Genomic DNA, 18027 nt, shown 5'->3' on the forward strand with positions numbered 1-18027 from the left:
TCACCATCCGGGTGGCGCGCTCGATCCGCAAGAAACTAATCCCCTGGCGCTAGAAGAAGCACGAACGTATCGGCTACATGTCAGCGATGACGCCGATGGGGCTCGGGCCGCAGAGCTCTGCAACCTACGAAAACTTCGCCGACACGATCGGCCAGGTCACGCTCGAGGCAGTGTCCAAGGATCTCCGAGAAATGTTTGGACGCGTGGCGTTCACTGTGCTCGTGGGTAGCGTCGACGGCCACTGGCGTAACCACGGTTTTCTGCGCATCGACGGCGTCTGGCGACTGCGCCCGCTCTTCGACGTGAACCTGACCCGCGCGGGAAGCCGAGTGCCATCGCGCCGGATCAACGACCGTGATGCCCCGTCGAACCGTGACGTGCGCCTTTTCATCGAGGGTCGGGAGAACTTGTTCTGGGATCGGGTCTGTGACTAAGGAGACCCGGATCGTGGCCTAACTACCCTCGATCGATGATCGCACCGCTTTGATCGTCGTCGACGCTCAGCAAGGATTTAATCAAGCCGACTGGTGGGGACCCCGAAACAAGGCGAACTGTGATCAGAACATCGCAGCGCTAGTGAACGAGTGGCACAGGCTTTCGTGACCGAACGTCTTCGTGCAGCATAATTCCTTCAATCTGCTCTCCCTGGTGTAGATGCGACTCACGCATTTTGCCCCCACAGCGCGGATCAGATGCTGGCGTACCCGCCGTCGATGAGAATGTTCTCGCCAGTGACCATTGCCGCGGCCTCACTCGCGAGGTATGCGATCAGGGCCGCCACCTCGTCAGGGCGGGCGAAACGCCCGACCGGAATGCGGCTCTTCATGGCCTCACCCTTCGCTCCCGCCCAGGCTGCCTTGCCGAGCGGGGTCTCAACGACCGTCGGCGAGACCGCGTTGACCGTCACGCCAAACGGCGCCCATTCCAGGGACAGCACTCGGGTCATTCCGAGCACGCCGGCCTTGCTTGCGCAGTACGCCACGTGCTGTTCGAGCCCGATCACGCTGGCCTGCGAGGCGAGGTTGACGATGCGACCAAAACCGGCCGCAGTCATCACTGCCCCCGCAGCCTGCGACATCGTGAAGCTCGCCGTGAGGTTGACGGCGAGGGTGGCGTTCCATTTTTCTTCCGAGAGTTCGAGCGCTGCGTCGAGCAGGGCGACACCGGCGGAGTTCACGAGAATGTCCACTCGTCTGGCGACCGCGACGGCCTCGGCGATTACGTCCCGGGCGGCCCCCGGCTCCGTGAGGTTGCGGGCCACGGCGTGGTGGCCGCCGCCGGGAAGCTCGGCCATGGCCCTCACGATCGAGTCGTTGAGGTCCACTCCCACGATTTGGGCTCCACGTTCGGCGAAGTAGTGGGCGACCGCATTCCCGATGCCGCTCGCCGCTCCGGTAATGACTGCTGTTTTTCCGGCGAAGTCCTGGACCGCGACGCTCATGATTCGTCCCTCTCGTAGCTGCTGATAGCGGTGATCTTCTGAGCGCTCGCGCTTTCGGTATCGAAGGTGTAGGTGAGCCACTCTCGCGCGAGGCGGCGCGCGAGTTCGAGGCCGATCACGCGTTGGCCCATGCAGAGCACCTGGGCGTCGTTGCTAAGGACCGAACGCTCCACGCTGTAGGAGTCGTGCGCGGTGACCGCGCGAATTCCCTTGACCGTGTTGGCGGCGATGGCTACGCCGAGTCCGGTGCCGCAGATCAGCAGGGCGCGGTCTGCCTGGCCGGCCGCGATGGTGCGGGCTGCGGCCACGGCCACGTGCGGGTAGGCGGTGTGGTCATCACCGTTCACTCCAGCATCGATCACCTCGCTCACCAGCCCGCTGGCCAGCAGGTCTGCTTTCAGTGCTTCCTTATATTCGTATCCGGCGTCATCCGAACCCACTACAACGCGCATGTTTCTCTCCATCAATCAGTCGGTCAGTCAATTAGTCAGTCGGTCAGTCGGTCAGTCAATCACGAGTGGCTCATCGCACCGAGCGCGGTCACGAGCAGCGCGAGCGAGGTGGCCCCGGCATCCGGGGTTCCGACGCTCTTCGCGGCGAGTGGCCGGGCGCGGCCGAGTTTCGGGGTCAGTGCGGCGGTGTCGGCGGCCGCGACGGTAGCGACGACGGATGCCGCGCGCCACGCAGACTGCACACTCGCCCCGGTAGCGACCCGGGCCCGCAGCTCGTCCACGAAGGGAATCAGCGCGTCGACCATGGTCTTGTCCCCGATGGTCGCGCCGCCGAGGTCGACGATGGCCTCGAGGAACGCTTCAGCCCCCGCGACGATGTCACTCGGGAGATACCGGTCGCGATCATCGGTGAGTACCATTCCAGCAGCTTCGAGCGCCGCGCCCCAGAGCACGCCCGAGGTTCCGCCCGCTTCCTCGGCCCAGGCCTGTCCGGATCGCTGCAGCAGCCAGGCCACCCCGGCGGCGTTGGAGCAGGCGGTCGTCGACACGGCAACGGCCGCGTCGATTCCCTTGACCATCCCGCGTCCGTGGTCGCCGTCGCCGGCGATCGCGTCGATATCGCCCAGTCGCTGCTCGTGTTCGTGCAGGCTCGACTGCATCGTGAGTAGGCCGCGGGAGGCGAGCCCGGCCAGTTTGCGGCCCGCCGCGCTGGAGTCGGGTGCGACTGCGGCGACCTCCACCGCGCTGTGGCCCTGCTCCAAAGTGGTGTCGATGCTCACTAGTGGGGCTTTCTGCTTGCGGTAGCCGGGCGTGTAGGCATCCGCGCGCCAGTGCGTTTCGAGTTCGTCGTCGAGCCACATCAGGGTGAGTGAGCAGCCGCCCATGTCGAGGCTGGTCACGATTTCGTCGACCTCCACGTCGACGGTGGTGTGCCCCGCCTCGCGGAGCAGTGGCGCTATGTGGCTCCAGAGAAGGAAGAGCTCCTCATATTTGGTGGTACCGAGGCCATTGAGGATCACGGCCACGCGCTTGCTTGCAGCGTGCGCTGGGGCCTCAGCGAGCACGCTATTCACGAGGGTGTGGGCGAGATCGGCCGCGGTGGGCATCGGCTCGTCGCGAATGCCGGGCTCGCCGTGAATGCCGAGGCCGAGCCCGAGGTGGCCTGCGGGCACGTCGAAGAGCGGTTCGTGGGCACCGGGCATGGTGCAGCCGGAAAAGGCCACTCCGAGGGTGCGGGTGGCGGCATTTGCCGCCCGACCGAGCCGTTCGACCTCGTCGAGGTTGACTCCGGTCGCTGCCGCGGCACCCATGACCTTGAAGACGGTGAAGTCTCCGGCGATGCCGCGTCGTAACTGTTCCTCGGCAGCGGATGCGATGTCATCTGTCACGATGACGATGCGGGTGTCGATGCCCTCTTTGCGCAGCCGCTCGGCGGCGATGCCGAAGTTCATGGTGTCGCCGGCGTAGTTGCCGAAGCTCAGCACGACGCCGCGACCCTGATGGGCGGCTTTGGCGACGGAGTACACTCGGGCGGCGCTGGGCGAGGTGAATATGTTGCCCACAACCGCACCGGTTGCGAAACCCGGGCCAACGAGGCCGGCGAATGCCGGATAGTGGCCGGAGCCGCCGCCAACGATCACGGCGACCTGCGGGGGGCCGGATGGGAGGGCGACGACTCCGCCGGGGACGCCCCGCAGGCGGTCACGGTAGAGGTCGACGAATCCGGCCAACTGATCCTCAGCGAATTCGGCCGGGTCGCCGAACAAGCGGGTCACGAACGTGCTCCCGGCTCATCTTCGGGCACGCGAAGGTAGTTGATCATAATAAACGCGGCGCCGTAGAGGATCACGAACGCCCACACCACACCGATGTTGCCGCCCCAGGGCTGCACGATGGCAACCACGGCTGCGCCCAGAAAGGCCGCACCGCCGGCGGCGGTCGTGTACATGGCCATCGCAGCGCCCTTGTGCTCGGGGGCGAGGGCTGGCATGATCGCGCCCATCGGCACGAACCCGGCGAGCATGATTCCGAAGAATACACCAGCGGCAACAGAGACCCGGAAGCCCCAGTCGGAGCCCGGTTCAACCCAGTGTGGCACGTACCACCAGGTCAGCAGGCCAATCGCGGAGCCGACGATCCCGAACCAGCGAACGGTACGGCGCCAGCCCCACTTGTCACCGATCGCACCGAACAGAGCGTTGAAGGCCACGTTGGAGGCGAACACAATCACGGTCATGGTGAGCCACTGGGCCTGTGTCCAGCCGAGCTCACCGCCGATGATGCTCGGAAGAATGATGAACATGCCGAACTGCGGGGCGGTATTGATGATGCGCACCAGGAAGCCCATCAAAATCTTCGGCTGGGTCGCCGTGAGGCGCAGGCCTGATAACAGCACCCGACTGGTGGTCTCCTCGTGCGGAACCAACCGCGACCGGCCACGCTGCTCACGGATACCCGTCCAGGCGATCAGAAACCCGATCGTCACGATGCCCGCAGAGGCCCACATGGTGAGGTACTCCCCGCCGATTCCCGACCCGAAGGCGGGAATGGCAAAGATGGCGAAGAGTGATCCGAGGGTCGGCAGGCCTCCTGTGAACATCACGTAAAACCAGCCAACGGCCGTGCCGTTGCGTTTGGACGGCACCACGGCATTGATCCAGACCAGGAAGGCGAAGGCGAACAGCGGGAAGCCGAATCCACGCAGGAAGTACGAAATCATCACCCCCACGGTTGATTCGCCGCTGAGCGCCAGCAGGAACGTCGCTTCGAAGACCATCCAGACCACAAAACCGAGCAACATGACTCGGCGTGGGCCCCACAGGTCGGAGAGCGCCCCGGACAGGTAGGAGGCCACGAGCACGGCCACGCCGTACATGGTGATGATCGTCGGAACGAGTGCTGCGGCCGTGGGCAGCGCCGCGGCCATGTGTGGTGCGATGAAGTTGGATTCCACACCATTACCGGTCATGAAGACCAGCACGCCGAGGAAGCCCCAGCGTAGGGAGTGCGGAATGCCGATCCGGTCGAGGCGGGTTTCCCGCGTGGAGGCCGGTCGTTCGAGGGTTTGGGTCACAATCATCCGTTCACGTCATCGTGCTATGGCCGAGTGAGGTCGGCCTGAAAAGCGTGGCCCGACAGGGCCAGGGGAGACACCGCGACAATGACCGCGATGCACCGGACTGCCGATTACGGAAGGATGCTGACCTTGACCGAGGCGCCCGCGGTATCGCTGACAAGGTCAAGCGCGGCCTGATAGTCGTTGAGGGCGAACTGGTTGGTGCAGATGTCGTCCATTGGCAGAACGCCAGACTCGATCATCTTGATCGCGGCAGGCCAGCAGTTTGGGCCAAGGTGCGCGCCGAAGATATCGAGCTCCTTATCGTCGCTGATGATCGACCAGTCCACGGTCACGTCGGAGCCGAAGACGGAGTATTCCACGAAGGTGCCGAGCTTGCGCAGCAGGTTCAGACCCTGCTTCACGCCCGACGGATGCCCGGTGCACTCGATGTAAACATCCGCGCCATAACCGTCCGTCATGGCTGTGATCTCTGCAATGACATCACTCGTGCCCGCGTTGAGCAAAATATCGGCGCCGCACTTGCCTGCCAGGGCAAGTTTGTCGTCACTCAGGTCGAGGGCCACGACGACCCGCGCGCCCTTGGCCTTGGCGCCAGCGATGGCGCCCAGACCGATCGGGCCGCACCCGGCGATGACCACCACGTCATCGAAGTGGATGTTGGCACGCTCGACGGCGTGCAGCGAGCAGGCCAGCGGTTCGGCGAAGGCGGCGTGTGCGGCTGGCAGTTCGTGGGAGACGCGGTGAGTAAGAGCCCGAATCGGCACGACAAGGTACTCCGCCATGGCGCCGTTGAAGTTGCGGAAGCCGAACATGTCGTGGGGGCCGCACATCCAGTAATGGCCGCGGGTGCAGTACCGGCATTCGCCGCAGGGCACGATTTGTTCGCAGGCGATGCGGTCGCCCACGCTGACTTGATGGTGAGCCTCAGCCACGTCGTCGGCCAGCACAATGGTGCCGACGAATTCGTGGCCGGGCGTGATCCCGGTCTGGGCCCAAGCGGGCCGGTCCTCGTCGCCCCAGAACTTGGTGGCGCCGTGGTAACACTTGAGGTCGCTGGCACACACGCCGACCGCCTCAACCTTGATCAGCATTTCGCCAGGGCCGGGGACCGGCACCGGGAGTCGTTCCATAACGTATTTTTCTGGGCCGTGCACGACGACGGCCTGCATGAAGCTGGGCAGCGTTGACGTTGATTCGGATCGTTTGACGGACTGCGTTGTAGCCGAAAGTGTTGCGGTGGACATGGACCCCTCCTTGGATCATCCGATAACTTTGATGCTCTCCGACACTATCGACACATCTGTGCAGAACAAAATTTCTGTGTTTGCTATGTGCGGAACATTTGTTCACGTCTTTGTTCATAGGCCATGATGGTCGTGTACACCCCGCGGAAGGATCCCCCCAATGAGCGAGCATCCCATGGACACAGTCGGCGACCGGCCTGAGGCTCGCTACCCGCTCAGCGCGCTCTATGAAGCGGCTCGCATGTATTACGTCGACGAAGACAACCAGGCGCAAATCGCCGCGGTCATGAAGATCTCCCGGCCCTTCGTCAGTCGTCTGCTGGCCGAGGCCCGGCGCGTGGGCGTAGTGCGCATCGAGGTCGTCAATCCCGAACAGCACTCGACGGACGATCTCGCCGCGGCCCTGCGTGACGCCCTCGGCCTAGCCCGGGTCTACCTTGCCCCGGGTGACCAGTCCGCGCGAATCCGCGGTGGCCTGGCACCCCAGGTGAACGCGGCCCTCTCGGACATGTCACTCGAGCCCGGCGACGTTCTGCTGGTTTCTTCCGGCCGCACCATCTACGAGCTCAGCCAGGGCATCCTGCCCCGGCTGCCCGGGGTGGTCATCGCCCCGACCGTCGGCGGTCAGACCGAGCCGGAACCGTGGCACCAGTCCAACGAACTCGCCCGGGCTGTTGCGGAGCGCAGCGGTGGCGTGCCGGCTTTTCTCTTCACGCAAGCACTGCCCTCGCCGGAAATGTATGCAAGCTTGCAGCGCGACCCGTCTTTCCAACGGGTACAACGACTCTGGGAGGCCGCCAAGGGCGCCCTCGTGGGCATCGGATCACCCCCCGCCTCTCGACAGTCAATCTCCCGGTTCATCCCGATCGACGATGACTCGCTGCTGCGGTCGGTCGGCGATATCTGCCTCAATTTCTTCGACACCGACGGAGCCACCGTGCAGTTCCCGGGCAGTGAGCGCATGGTGAACACCTCCGTCGACGTGCTGCGCGGCATTCCGTTCACCGTCGGGGTCGCGGTTGGCGCCGATAAGGTTCCCAGCATTGCGAGCGGCGCCAAGGCCGGCTTCTTTCGTCGCCTGATCACCGACACAGCGACCGCAACCGCTGTGCTCGAGCACCTGCGCCGCTAGGGTGTGTTTCTTGATGTCTTTGACCAGATGGACTCCGCCGCGATAGCTCAGAGCGAGTTTGTCATAACAGGTGGCGATGCTGCCCTATGCCGGAGCAGAGGAATAGTCCTCCTGCATCGCTCAACGTTCGATTTATGAGTTAATTCATCGGCCGTTCGTTGTTGAATGCGGCGAATCTAGTCCCGTTTGCTTCATCGGCGGCGGTGGCGCATCGACCTGACGCGAAACTCTCGACCTGCGAGGCAGACAGAGAAGACCTTTGTGCCATTCTTGCCATTTTCCGTTATGGAAAATGGTATAGTTTCCATATCGGAATGTCCCTATTGGAAAATGAGTTTTAGGTGCTAAACGAAGAACGAGTCCCCATTTCTGCGAATGACGCCTTGAAATCTGCGCATGCCGCAGAGGACGCGATGCGACTGCGCGCGCGTTCGATTAGACCGTTTATTGCCACCGTCGGTTTGGCGAGTGGCGCTACCACTGCCGCCGTTCTCCTGCCTGAACTTTGGACATTCGTCGTGAGCATCGGCGCGTTCGTGGCCATCATCACCTCGATCTGGCTGTTTCAGCGCTCGGGACCTCGCCGGTTGATTGCTCAGCCTGGTCAGCACATAGCGGGACGTCTGGTTCTCGTTGCAGTTATGTTTATGTTTCCGATCGGCGGCCTTGTCATTGGGACCTTGACGGAAAATGTCTGGCCTGTCGTGGTACTCGCCCTTGCGCTTCCCTTCATTGCGTTGGTGATCCCATGGTGGTGGGAAAGGAACCTGCCCACCACTGTTGCAGGAGCGTGAGCATGGAAGCCGCGTTCGATGAAGTGATTCACGCGCCTAATCGGCTTCGCCTTACGGCTGCCCTCTCGGCAGTGGTGAACGCCGACTTCTCAGTAATCCGAGATCTGTTGAGCGTTAGCGATTCTGTCCTTAGCAAACACGTCAAACCGCTCAGTGAAGCTGGCTACGTCGATGTCACCAAGACCGTGATTAATTCCCGAGTACGTACGTCGCTCTCTCTGACCGCGAAGGGCCGCAAAGCCTACCGAGGTCATATTGAGGCCTTAAGGGAACTCACCGCGAATGTGGCCGAGATGGAGATAGCTGCGGAACAGATTCCCGAAACCTCGAGGTCGGAAAGCCATGACGCTGATTCTTCACGGTGACGCTGCTCGTTCCGCAAAAGGTTGGCAATTGGATGCATGGGCTCGGGTGCAGTTCGTCATCAGATTTCAAGAGGCATGATTGTTCTAGTAATATTGTAAACATGTTGTTCGTGGTGGATGCGTCTTCGTCGGTATCGCTGGCGGAGCAGATTGCTGTGCAGGTGCGTTCCGGGGTAGTGAGCGGTGACCTGAAACCGGGTGACCGGCTGCCGCCAGCACGTGATCTGGCGAAGTCTTTGCACGTGAACATGCACACGGTGTTGCGCGCATATGCCGAGCTGCGAAACGACGAAGTGATTGAGATGCGTCAGGGGCGTGGGGCGTTCGTGCGCAAGGATGCTGGCGCTGGGCTTATTCACGTGACCGAGCTGGCAGCGCAGTTGATGCACGAGGCGCGAAAGTTGGGATTGACCCAGTCAGATATTGTGCGATTGATCCAGAGGGGTGGAATGGCATGAGCGCGAAGAGCGTGCGTACCGAGATGGTTCGGAAAGTTTTGGCGGGGGCCTCGTTGTGCGTACCGGTGTTGGTGGTGATCATCTCGTGGTGGGTCTGGCGTGACGACCTTCCCACTGAGCTCGCCTCGCACTGGTCAGGTTCAGGGCCGGCCGACGATGCGATGGCTGTGGGAGCGCTGCTCGCCCTAAACCTCGGGATGACAGGCGTGCCGGCCGTCGCTGGAGTCGCGATAAGTGTTTGGCCCGGAATGAGCGCGCGCGCCAGGCGAGGCGCCTATTTCTTCCTCGGCGTGTTCGGCGGAATGGGTACCGTTACATGGCTGCTCTCCGCTGGCCTGACGATGCAGGTCGGCGACCCGTATGAAGTTGTGCTCGGAGCATGGGTCATCGTTTCATTCGTCGCCGCCGGCTATGGGATCATCCCCTTCCTAATCGCACCAAGGCCCCGGCTGGAGGCGACGGATGTCCAGGGGCGAATCGAATTCGCGCCCAGTGCCGTTGGTGCTTGGTCCCAAACGATCACGGGAAACCTGTTCCTGTGGGTGGCGATTGGACTGATCATTCTCGGTTCCGTCATTTATGGGCCGGCGGTCGTCGCCGGGCGGGCCTCGGACCAAATCGTTGGCATCGCCGTGATCGCTGTCGCCAGTGTGTTAGTCGCCTCGTTCGTTCGGTTGCGCGTGACGGCAGATTGGCGGGGTCTGCGGGTGGTCTCGGCCATATTTCGGATTCCATTGAAGCGCATCCGCCTAGAAGCCATTGCTGTCGTCGAGGCCGCCGAACTTCGACCCGCTGAGTGGGGCGGGTGGGGGTACCGAATCATGCCCGGACGATCCGCGGTCATTTTGAGAAAGGGACCCGGGCTGATTGTGACGACAAAAAACGAGAAGCAGTTCGCGATCAGTCTCGACGATCCCGAAACGCCGGCAGCCCTGCTGGCAACGCTTCGAGACGACAATGCTGCAGCCCCGGAGCTGCCGAGGGAAAGCAAGCGATGATGGGAATGCCCGGCGCCGGGGGTCTGCGCCGTTCGGATGTCGTGTTGGCTGTCAGGAACGTTGTCGACCGAATCGATACGGCGTGCCAATAGGATCACTGCGGTTGGGTGTCGTAGCTGCTCGCCGGCGGAAGGTGCGGATCTTTTCTCAGCCTATGCCGAGGGCCTTTGGTATTCTGAATAAATAATGGACCCTGATAAACCCTCGCCCCTTTCATCGCTTCCTCGCACAATGTCTCCGATTTTGAGGGGGCCACATGCTGTTTGAGTGGGCGATGGTGGGGGTAGGCCTGCTCCTGACCGTGGGTACGGGTATTTTCGTGGCGGCCGAGTTCTCCCTCGTCACGTTGAACCGTAACGATCTCGAGGCCCGTCAGGAACGTGGCGAAAAGCGTCTCGGACCGACCATCAAGGCGCTGAAGATCACGTCGACGCACTTGTCGAGCGCGCAACTGGGCATCACCCTGACAACGCTGCTGACCGGGTTCACGTTCGAGCCCGCAATTACATCTCTGCTGACCGAGCCATTGGCAGGAGTCGGCGTACCCGACGGCCTGATCCCCGTGCTCGGCTCCATCATCGCGATTTCAGTAGCGACGCTGTTCTCCATGGTGATTGGCGAGCTCGTGCCGAAAAACTTTGCCTTAGCCGTACCGTTGGCCACGGCCAAGATCGTCGTGCCCCCGCAAGCACTGTTCACCGCGATCTTCAAACCGATCATCTTGCTGTTCAACAACACTGCCAACGCCCTGATCCGAATGGTGGGCATCGAGCCCAAGGAAGAACTATCAGGCGCGCGCACCGCGGAAGAACTTAGCTTCCTGGTGCGGCGGTCGGCCCTGGAGGGCGTGCTCGACACCGATCATGCGGCAATGCTGCACCGCACGCTCCGGTTCGCCGATCACACGGTCGCCGACGTCATGACACCTCGGGTGCGGATGGCCTCGGTCCAGGTCGCTGATACAGCCGAGAGCATCGTGCGGCTGTCCACAGCCACCGGCTACTCGCGGTTTCCCGTCATTGATAAGAACTCCGACGACATTGTCGGGGTCCTGCACGTTAAGCAGGCTTTCGCAGTCGAACTTGACCGCCGCGACCAGATCACTGCCAACGAACTCAAGGTGGACGCGCTGCGTGTACCCGAGTCGATGGCCGTGGACACTCTCCTCGCTCTGCTGCGTAAGCAGGGCTTCCAGATCGCGGTCGTCGCTGATGAATACGGCGGAACGGCGGGCATAGTCACGCTGGAGGACCTCGTCGAAGAACTCGTGGGCGAGCTGGAAGACGAGCATGACCGGGCGAAAGCTGGCGTCATCCGCTCGGGGCGCTCCCTGGTGTTCGACGCCAGCTGGCGGCCGGACGAACTGCTCGACCGTGCCGGTGTCACCGTTCCCGACGACGGCGACTACGAAACCGTTGCCGGGTTCATCGCCGATCAGCTCGACCGGATTCCCGAGGTGGGCGACGAGGTCCCGGTCGACGGAGGGGTCTTGCGGATCGACCGGGTGGATGGCGTGCAGGTTCAACGCGTGCGCTACACGCCCTCTGATCCGGAACATGACCCGAGTCTGGCTTCCAGACACGACCGAATCGTCAACCACATTCAGAAGGACCTGACCCATGAGTGAGTACTGGCCGGGCCTGATCTGGCTCGTCGTGCTGTTGATCATCAACGCATTCTTCGTCGGCGCCGAGTTCGCAGTGATCTCGGCCCGCCGGTCGCAGATCGAACCCCTCGCCGAACGCGGCAGTAAGGCAGCGAAGACCACCCTGTGGGCGATGGAACACGCGACCCTGATGCTGGCCACCAGCCAACTCGGCATCACCGTGTGCTCGCTGCTGATCCTGAACGTTTCCGAGCCGGCCATTCACGGTCTGTTGGAATATCCACTCGCCGTGACCGGACTTTCCGACGCCGCGATCAGCGTGATCGCTTTTGGTATCGCTTTGGCGCTGGTGACCTTCCTGCACGTCGTGTTTGGCGAAATGATTCCCAAGAATATTTCCTTCTCCGTTCCCGACCGCGCCGCGCTCATCCTGGCACCGCCGCTCGTGCTCGTCGCCCGCATTTTCCGCCCCGTTATTGGCAGCCTGAACTGGTTGGCGAACGGGGTGCTGCGCCTGTTCAAGGTGCAGCCGAAGAATGAGGCGACCAGCGCGTTCACCCTCGACGAGGTTGCCGGAATCGTGGAAGAGTCCACGCGCGAAGGAATGCTGCAGGATGCCTCGGGCACCCTCTCGGCTGCGTTCGAGTTCACCTCGAAACGCGTCTCCGATGTGGAAGTCCCCATCTCGTCCATGGTTCACCTTCCCGCCTTGGCGTCGCCGTCCGACATTCAACGGGCTGTCGCCCAACACGGATACTCCCGCTACATTCTCACCGACGAGGACGGGCATCCCACGGGATACCTGCACCTCAAGGACGTCATGGACCTCACCGACGCAGACGTGTTCACCCGGCCCGTGCCCGGCAAACGCATCCGTCGCCTGGCGTCCGTCTTCCGGGACAGCGAGCTGGAAGATGCCCTGGCAGCCATGCGTCGGCTGGGAGCGCACGTCGCCACGTCCTTCGACGCGGACGGTGTCGCCACCGGAGTCTTGTTCCTCGAAGACATCATTGAAGAACTCATCGGAGAGATCGAAGACGCCACCAGCATTTAGCTGCGCGTAACGAGTTGCAGCGGATGCGTGCTCCGGCCAGTCACGACGCTAATCGGCTACTGTTTCACGTCGCTCCGATCTGAACACTGCGGATACCGGCGTCTCCACGTGCTACGAGAGAGAAGGTGCGGCCTTCTGCGCCGAACGAAGCAGGCGACGGTGACCACGGCGAGAAGCGGCCCTGGGCCCCGATCAATGACCGAACCACCCCCCACCGCCACGAACGAGCATGCCCCTCGCCGTCGCGCTAGACCCAGCGCATCGCTTTCGTCGTCGCGCTGCGGCGCACGGACGAGGGCCCTCTCGAAGCGCATGCTGGGTCTATCCACAAGTGCGCGATCAATGTGGTCAGCGCGCCGAGTACCCGCCATCGACGAGGTGGTAGCTGCCGGTGATGAAACTCGCGTTATCTGACAGCAGGAATATGACCAGGTCGGCGACCTCATCCGCCGTGCCCAGCCGGCCGATTGGGTGCAGTCCAACGAGCCCGTCATACGTTTCCTTCGGCAGGGTGCTGAGCAGTGGAGTGTCGATGTAACCGGGGCCAACGGCGTTGATGCGGATGCCTTTGGCTGCATATTCGAGGGCGGCCGCCTTCGTCAGTCCGACGACGGCATGTTTTGCTGCGACGTACGATGAGGCGTTGAGTTCACCGTTGGTGCCGAGGACGGACGACACGTTCACGATAGATCCACCGCCCGATTTTTCGATGGCGGGGATTTCGTAGCGAAGGCTGTAGAGGACGCCGTTCAAGTTGACGTTTATGACCTTGTCCCAATCGGAAAGGTCGAGTTCACCGACGGGGGCCGGGGCTGGGGCGATTCCCGCGTTGTTCACCGCGAGGTGGAGTGCGCCGTAGGTGTCGATCGCGAACTGTACGGCAGCATCCGCTTGCGCCGGAACGGTCGTGTTCTGCTCGACTGCTACGGCGGAGTGCCCGGCGGCGGTGATGTCTTCGGCTACCTTCAGTGCGGCATCGAGCCTGAGGTCACTGACCACGACCGATGCGCCTGCTGCGGCCAGCTTTCGTGAAATGGACGCGCCAATGCCGGATCCGCCGCCCGTGACGAGTGCCACTTTTCCCTGAAAATCAGTCATCGATTTATCTCCCTCGTTGCTTGCCTGAGCCTTTCACTCGCCACCCTACTCGGGGCCAGGTCACCGAGGCTTACCGAAAGGTGCGGTTTAACGAATCGATGCCATAGTGGCGATGCGGTCGGGGCGGCGGCGTTCTTGATCAGCATCGTCCCTTGGTCGTAAGCAAGCGGCCCCGCAGAGTTTGCGAAGGAGAACTGGGTGTCTCAAACCGTCCACCCACGACGCTGGCATTCAACGGGTTCTCTTGATTTCAGCTGACGAGTCCACTAGTCTCAGGAAAATTCGAACAGGTCTCACATAGGAACATTGGGGTTCTTTTGCGTAAACTTCGGTCAAGTGCAACCATGATCACGGTCGCTATCATGCTGGGTATTCTCGGCCCCGCGCTCCCCGCAAACGCCATGACCTATTGGGGGCAACGAACGGATACCTGCGGATACCCGAAAGTCGTTCAGATCAATTGGACGAGCACGGGCGAAGTCCGACTCTGGACATATCAAGGAAATACCACTTGGCAGGGAACTTTGTCTGCAAATCCCACCCAGTCTGGCCGTCACTCCTACAACAGCGGAAAATCGAGTCTGAATTGGCAATTTGGGACAGCGCCGGGAAACGTGTCAAGTTGGTATAAATCGTGCGTTAGCTACTTCTAATTGACTGCTCCGAAGAGACCCGGCACGTCGGCCGTCGCCATCCGTCCCTACGGTCAGGCGGATGCTGCCGACACCTTGGCAACATTCCTTGCTGCGGTGACCGAGACCGCTGCCGCCGACTATTCAGCGGAGCAGATTCAGGCGTGGGCTCGGCCAGAAGAGCGAGATCTGCCCACCTGGAATGCGTCGATGCAGGAGCGGAACAGTTACGTGGCAACCGTGGATGGTGCACTAGCAGGCTTCACCGATGTGAACGCTGTGGGGTATATCGACATGCTGTTCGTCGCGCCCCGATACCAGCGACGGGGGGTTGCACGACAACTGATCGCCAGAGTGGAGACCCACGCGCGCACAGCGCAGCTGATAGAACTGACAGCCGACGTCAGCGTCACCGCCCGCCCCTTCTTCGAGCGCCGCGGATTCACCGTCGACGTAGAACAGCACCCGGTGCTGGGCGGTGTGCGGCTGACCAATTACAAGATGACAAAGAAGCTCCTCGACTCGCCACACGGCCCGTGCGAACAGGTCGCCACCTAACCATCCAGCCCCAACGGTGAACCATCAAAACCTTGAGATCGCGGCATCCACGCCGTGCTCCCGGAACAAGCGGACCAGATCATTATCCGTAAACGGCGGGGCGTGGGACGGTGGAACGGAGAAGCACGTCGATGGCTACCGGAGTAGATCGCCGAGTGGGCCGGACGGAAGCAATATCCAGCCTTCTCGACGGGCACGATCAAGCACGGATGGTTCCGGCGGCTCATAGAATCCCAGGGCGGCACTGCGGGCGGCGAGTGCCGCGATCACGGCGTCGAAGGCATCCGCTGAGGTGATCATCTCGGGGGCGTACGGGCCGAGATCGAGCCATCGCGCGGCATCCTGGATGCGTTGCAGAAGCTGCTCCCGACCGGTGGGCTCTGTTCGGTACCCCGTCGTAGAGAACCCCCACAGGCGGAGCGATGCTCCCGGGTAAATTTCTGCGACGACTCCAGAACCTGACCTGTCGATGATGATGCCGGTCTCGGAGATCCGAGCCAGCAGCCCGGCGCATCGCATGGCGGTGAGTCCGAGCCGGTCGGTGGAGACGCTGAGCGGCCAACGTCCGGTTCTTTTTCGTACTTCACGATCGGTCTCGCGGTAGGCCAGAGTGCGGCGCCAGTCCATGCCGCCGTCGACTCTGGGCTGGCGCGGGTCGCCGTTGGAGTGTGCGACCACAAAATGCACGAACTCGTCCGGCCAGCCGAACGCACAGTCGATGCCGAGTTTCTCAACGGTACCCGCTGTGCGGGCGATGACGTTGTCGGTGACGCCGAGCTGGAGCTCACACAGTGATGCTCGGCTGTCGGACCACTCGATGACGGCCAGTGCAGTGCCCTTGGGCTCGGCGGCGAGATCCACTCCGGCAGTGCGCATGCGCTCAGTTTAGGATGTGTGGTCCGCTAATGGGATAGCTTCGTTTCCACGTGGTGGCACGCGCAATGAATAACTAGCGACGCCCGCGGATGTCGGGGCGGAGCGCCGCCGTCGAGTGCCCGCGGAGCGCGCCGAGCCAGAGACCTGCCCCGTAGGCGAGGTCGTCAGCTCGGCGTGCGATCCCGAAGCGCACGATGTCGAGTTGCGGTTTGGTGCGTCGGTAGTCGAGGACGACGTCGAGTACGGCGGCGGCGATCGTTGCCTGGCGTACGCGTCGGGAGACGATGCTGCCGAGCACCGCGATCGGCCACCAGTGCCGCGTGAGCAGGGCCATCGTCTGCGAAAGCGACGCGGCGACACCGGTGGCCGTCAGCTTGATACCGATACGCAGCGGATGCTCGTGGCGGGATAGCTTGCGCGAGATGCGTACTGCGGCAACGGCCGAAATTCCGAGGGCGAGGGGAACCGACCATGCCCGTTGGGCGAGCAGCGCCACGATGACTCCGACGCTCCAGGGCGCGAGGATTGCCGGGGCGATGTTGCCGGGATGTCGAAGTGCCAATGCGTGGCCGCCCGTGCCGTAGAACGCTTTGCGTTTGGCCCAGTCGGACAACGTGACTCGGTGTTCGTGGGCGCTGGTCGCGGCCGGTTCGTAGCGCACCCTCCACCCCTGTTCGACGAGTGTCCACACGAGGTCGACGTCTTCGCCGACTCGCATACCGTCGTTGAACCCGGCGCCGAGGGCTTCGACACGCGCCACAACGAAAGCCGTTGACACCCACGACACCCGCGCGCGTGGCCGTACGGTGGCGGGAGTTGGTCCGAGGTCGAGCGAAGACCGTGCGTCCTCGTAACGAGAGATCCAGTTGACTCGGGTCGACAGCTGGAGCCCGATCACTCGCGGCGCGACGAGGGCAACCCTCGGATCAACGAAGTGCCGGAGCAATGTTGCCACAGCGCCGTCGGTGACGACCATGTCGTTGTCGACGAACACGACATAGGTCGTGTGCACCAATCGCAGCCCCGCATTGCGGGCGCCGGCTGGACCCAAATTCTTGGGCAAGGCGATAAAACGGGCTCCCGCGGCAGCGGCGATCCGTCTCGCCTCGCTTGGATCGGGCGAGGCATCGTCGACCACGATGACCGATTTGTGTGGCCCAATACTCGCTAGGAGGCGGTCGAGAGATTGCGGCCGGCCGTAGGTTGGAACCACGTAGGTGACGTCGCTCTCATCCGCTGCCGGAAGCGTGTCGAGTACCGGATCGGCCATGCCAATTTCGAGCAGCTTGTCCACGAGGGCGCCCGAGCCTGCACGGTCGACGGCCAGGCGGCGGCCGGCGAACATGCTGGCGGCGGCCCGGGAGAGATAGATTGCGCGGGTCGGGGAGCCTCCGACCAGGGATCGACCTTGGTCACGGACCGTGACCGTGCGGTTGAGTTCGACCGTGAAACCGGGGGGGAGCAGAGCGGTGGGCGGCTTCATGGTCGACCTTCCGTAGCGACGGAGGCCGGTACTGTGCGCCGGGCGGGATCGCGAAGGCATCCGCGCGGGTCGATGGACTCGCCGAGGATCCGGCGCTGCACACCGTCGCACATCTCAGCCATGAGGGCAGCGCCGATCGTGGCGGTGGCTTTGGTCGGGTCGCCCAGGATCCCGGTCGGCGATACCGCCCGCACGCCCTCCGACTTGAGCCGGCCAAAAAGTGCAGACATCGGTGTCGTCGCGCCAGGGACAATCGATGCCAGGTCGACCAACGTGGCGTCGAGATGCAGCAGAATCGATGTCTCGGTGATTCCGGCATGGGCATCTCCCCGGGTGACCGCGCAGGGAGCCCAGGCGACAGCGTGACCCTCGTCGAGCAGCAGCGAGACGGATGCAGTGAGCGCAGCAAGGTTTCCGCCATGGCCGTTGACGAGCACAATGCGACCAGCCCAGGTGGACAGCGAGCGTACCAGCTCGATAATGACCATCGTGAGCGCTTCGGTGCCGATCGACACGGTTCCCGGAAAATCCTGGTGCTCACCGCTCGCCCCATACGGCAGGGCGGGGGCGACGACAACGGAATGCCCCCGGAGGGTCAGATCAGTGGCGACTCGCTCTGCCACCGCCGAGGCGATTATGGTGTCGGTGGAGAACGGCAGGTGTGGTCCGTGCTGCTCCGTCGAACCGAGGGGAACAAGAACGACGGGGGTAGGCGACAGTGCTGGCCAGGTGCTGTAAGCCAATTCACCGTGCACGT

General features: G+C 62.8%; 18 protein-coding genes. 9 read left to right on the top strand and 9 right to left on the bottom strand.

Annotated features, from left to right (window positions below; genetic code table 11):
- Positions 1-68 precede the first annotated feature (68 nt).
- The gene (locus E3T51_RS12195; RefSeq protein ID WP_255453240.1) at positions 69-434 is read left to right on the top strand and encodes a HipA domain-containing protein; all 366 of its coding nucleotides are present in this window, start codon (positions 69-71) and stop codon (positions 432-434) included.
- 254 nt (positions 435-688) lie between these two features.
- Here E3T51_RS12195 and E3T51_RS12200 read toward each other — a convergent pair whose 3' ends face one another.
- The 5 genes from E3T51_RS12200 to E3T51_RS12220 all read right to left on the bottom strand — a co-directional run bounded on the left by E3T51_RS12200 (position 689) and on the right by E3T51_RS12220 (position 6216).
- Positions 689-1441 carry a GolD/DthD family dehydrogenase gene (locus E3T51_RS12200; RefSeq protein ID WP_134530073.1) on the bottom strand — a complete coding sequence of 251 codons (753 nt, stop codon included), beginning with the start codon at positions 1439-1441 and terminating at the stop codon, positions 689-691.
- Positions 1438-1905, bottom strand: coding sequence for a ribose-5-phosphate isomerase (locus tag E3T51_RS12205; RefSeq protein ID WP_134530074.1), 468 nt, complete (start codon positions 1903-1905; stop codon positions 1438-1440). The genes E3T51_RS12200 and E3T51_RS12205 overlap by 4 nt, the downstream gene beginning before the upstream one ends.
- A 47-nt stretch (positions 1906-1952) precedes the next feature.
- Positions 1953-3668, bottom strand: a complete 1716-nt coding sequence (locus E3T51_RS12210; RefSeq protein WP_134530075.1) for a dihydroxyacetone kinase family protein — start codon at positions 3666-3668, stop codon at positions 1953-1955.
- Entirely contained in the window at positions 3665-4966 is a 1302-nt protein-coding gene (locus tag E3T51_RS12215) for an RbtT/DalT/CsbX family MFS transporter (RefSeq protein ID WP_241989309.1), read from the bottom strand. The genes E3T51_RS12210 and E3T51_RS12215 overlap by 4 nt, the downstream gene beginning before the upstream one ends.
- A gap of 113 nt (positions 4967-5079) precedes the next feature.
- Positions 5080-6216: a zinc-binding dehydrogenase gene (locus tag E3T51_RS12220; RefSeq protein ID WP_134530077.1), complete on the bottom strand. Its 1137-nt coding sequence runs from the start codon at positions 6214-6216 to the stop codon at positions 5080-5082.
- Positions 6217-6376: 160 nt separating this feature from the next.
- Between E3T51_RS12220 and E3T51_RS12225 the strand changes: the two genes are divergently transcribed.
- The 7 genes from E3T51_RS12225 (at position 6377) to E3T51_RS12255 (ending at position 12623) form a co-directional block, all read left to right on the top strand.
- Positions 6377-7348 (top strand): sugar-binding transcriptional regulator, encoded by a 972-nt coding sequence (locus E3T51_RS12225; protein WP_198417866.1) that lies wholly within the window; start codon positions 6377-6379, stop codon positions 7346-7348.
- A 341-nt stretch (positions 7349-7689) separates the two neighbouring features.
- A complete protein-coding gene (locus E3T51_RS12230; RefSeq protein WP_134530078.1) occupies positions 7690-8142 on the top strand; it encodes a hypothetical protein in 453 nt (150 codons plus the stop codon).
- Between the two features lie 2 nt (positions 8143-8144).
- Positions 8145-8507, top strand: a complete 363-nt coding sequence (locus E3T51_RS12235) for a transcriptional regulator (RefSeq protein ID WP_134530079.1) — start codon at positions 8145-8147, stop codon at positions 8505-8507.
- A 101-nt stretch (positions 8508-8608) separates the two neighbouring features.
- A complete protein-coding gene (locus E3T51_RS12240; protein WP_134530080.1) occupies positions 8609-8965 on the top strand; it encodes a GntR family transcriptional regulator in 357 nt (118 codons plus the stop codon).
- A complete protein-coding gene (locus tag E3T51_RS12245) occupies positions 8962-9963 on the top strand; it encodes a hypothetical protein (protein WP_134530081.1) in 1002 nt (333 codons plus the stop codon). Before E3T51_RS12240 ends, E3T51_RS12245 begins: the two co-directional genes overlap by 4 nt.
- Positions 9964-10222: 259 nt before the next feature.
- A complete protein-coding gene (locus tag E3T51_RS12250; RefSeq protein ID WP_134530432.1) occupies positions 10223-11590 on the top strand; it encodes a hemolysin family protein in 1368 nt (455 codons plus the stop codon).
- Entirely contained in the window at positions 11583-12623 is a 1041-nt protein-coding gene (locus tag E3T51_RS12255; RefSeq protein WP_134530082.1) for a hemolysin family protein, read from the top strand. The genes E3T51_RS12250 and E3T51_RS12255 overlap by 8 nt, the downstream gene beginning before the upstream one ends.
- Before the next feature lie 348 nt (positions 12624-12971).
- On the opposite strand, the gene E3T51_RS12260 is transcribed toward E3T51_RS12255, so the two are convergent.
- Positions 12972-13721 carry an SDR family NAD(P)-dependent oxidoreductase gene (locus tag E3T51_RS12260; RefSeq protein ID WP_134530083.1) on the bottom strand — a complete coding sequence of 250 codons (750 nt, stop codon included), beginning with the start codon at positions 13719-13721 and terminating at the stop codon, positions 12972-12974.
- 653 nt (positions 13722-14374) lie between these two features.
- On the opposite strand from E3T51_RS12260, the gene E3T51_RS12265 reads away from it, so the two are divergent.
- The gene (locus E3T51_RS12265; RefSeq protein WP_134530084.1) at positions 14375-14911 is read left to right on the top strand and encodes a GNAT family N-acetyltransferase; all 537 of its coding nucleotides are present in this window, start codon (positions 14375-14377) and stop codon (positions 14909-14911) included.
- A 135-nt stretch (positions 14912-15046) separates the two neighbouring features.
- Here E3T51_RS12265 and E3T51_RS12270 read toward each other — a convergent pair whose 3' ends face one another.
- The 3 genes from E3T51_RS12270 to mftE form a co-directional block, all read right to left on the bottom strand.
- A complete protein-coding gene (locus E3T51_RS12270) occupies positions 15047-15787 on the bottom strand; it encodes a DUF429 domain-containing protein (protein ID WP_134530085.1) in 741 nt (246 codons plus the stop codon).
- Positions 15788-15860: 73 nt separating this feature from the next.
- The gene (mftF, locus tag E3T51_RS12275; RefSeq protein WP_134530086.1) at positions 15861-17270 is read right to left on the bottom strand and encodes a mycofactocin biosynthesis glycosyltransferase MftF; all 1410 of its coding nucleotides are present in this window, start codon (positions 17268-17270) and stop codon (positions 15861-15863) included.
- On the bottom strand, positions 17267-18025 hold the full coding sequence (mftE, locus tag E3T51_RS12280) for a mycofactocin biosynthesis peptidyl-dipeptidase MftE (protein ID WP_134530087.1): 759 nt from the start codon (positions 18023-18025) through the stop codon (positions 17267-17269). Before mftE ends, mftF begins: the two co-directional genes overlap by 4 nt.
- Positions 18026-18027 lie beyond the last annotated feature (2 nt).

Origin of the sequence: Cryobacterium serini (assembly GCF_004404025.1) — a bacterium.
GTDB lineage: Bacteria > Actinomycetota > Actinomycetes > Actinomycetales > Microbacteriaceae > Cryobacterium > Cryobacterium serini.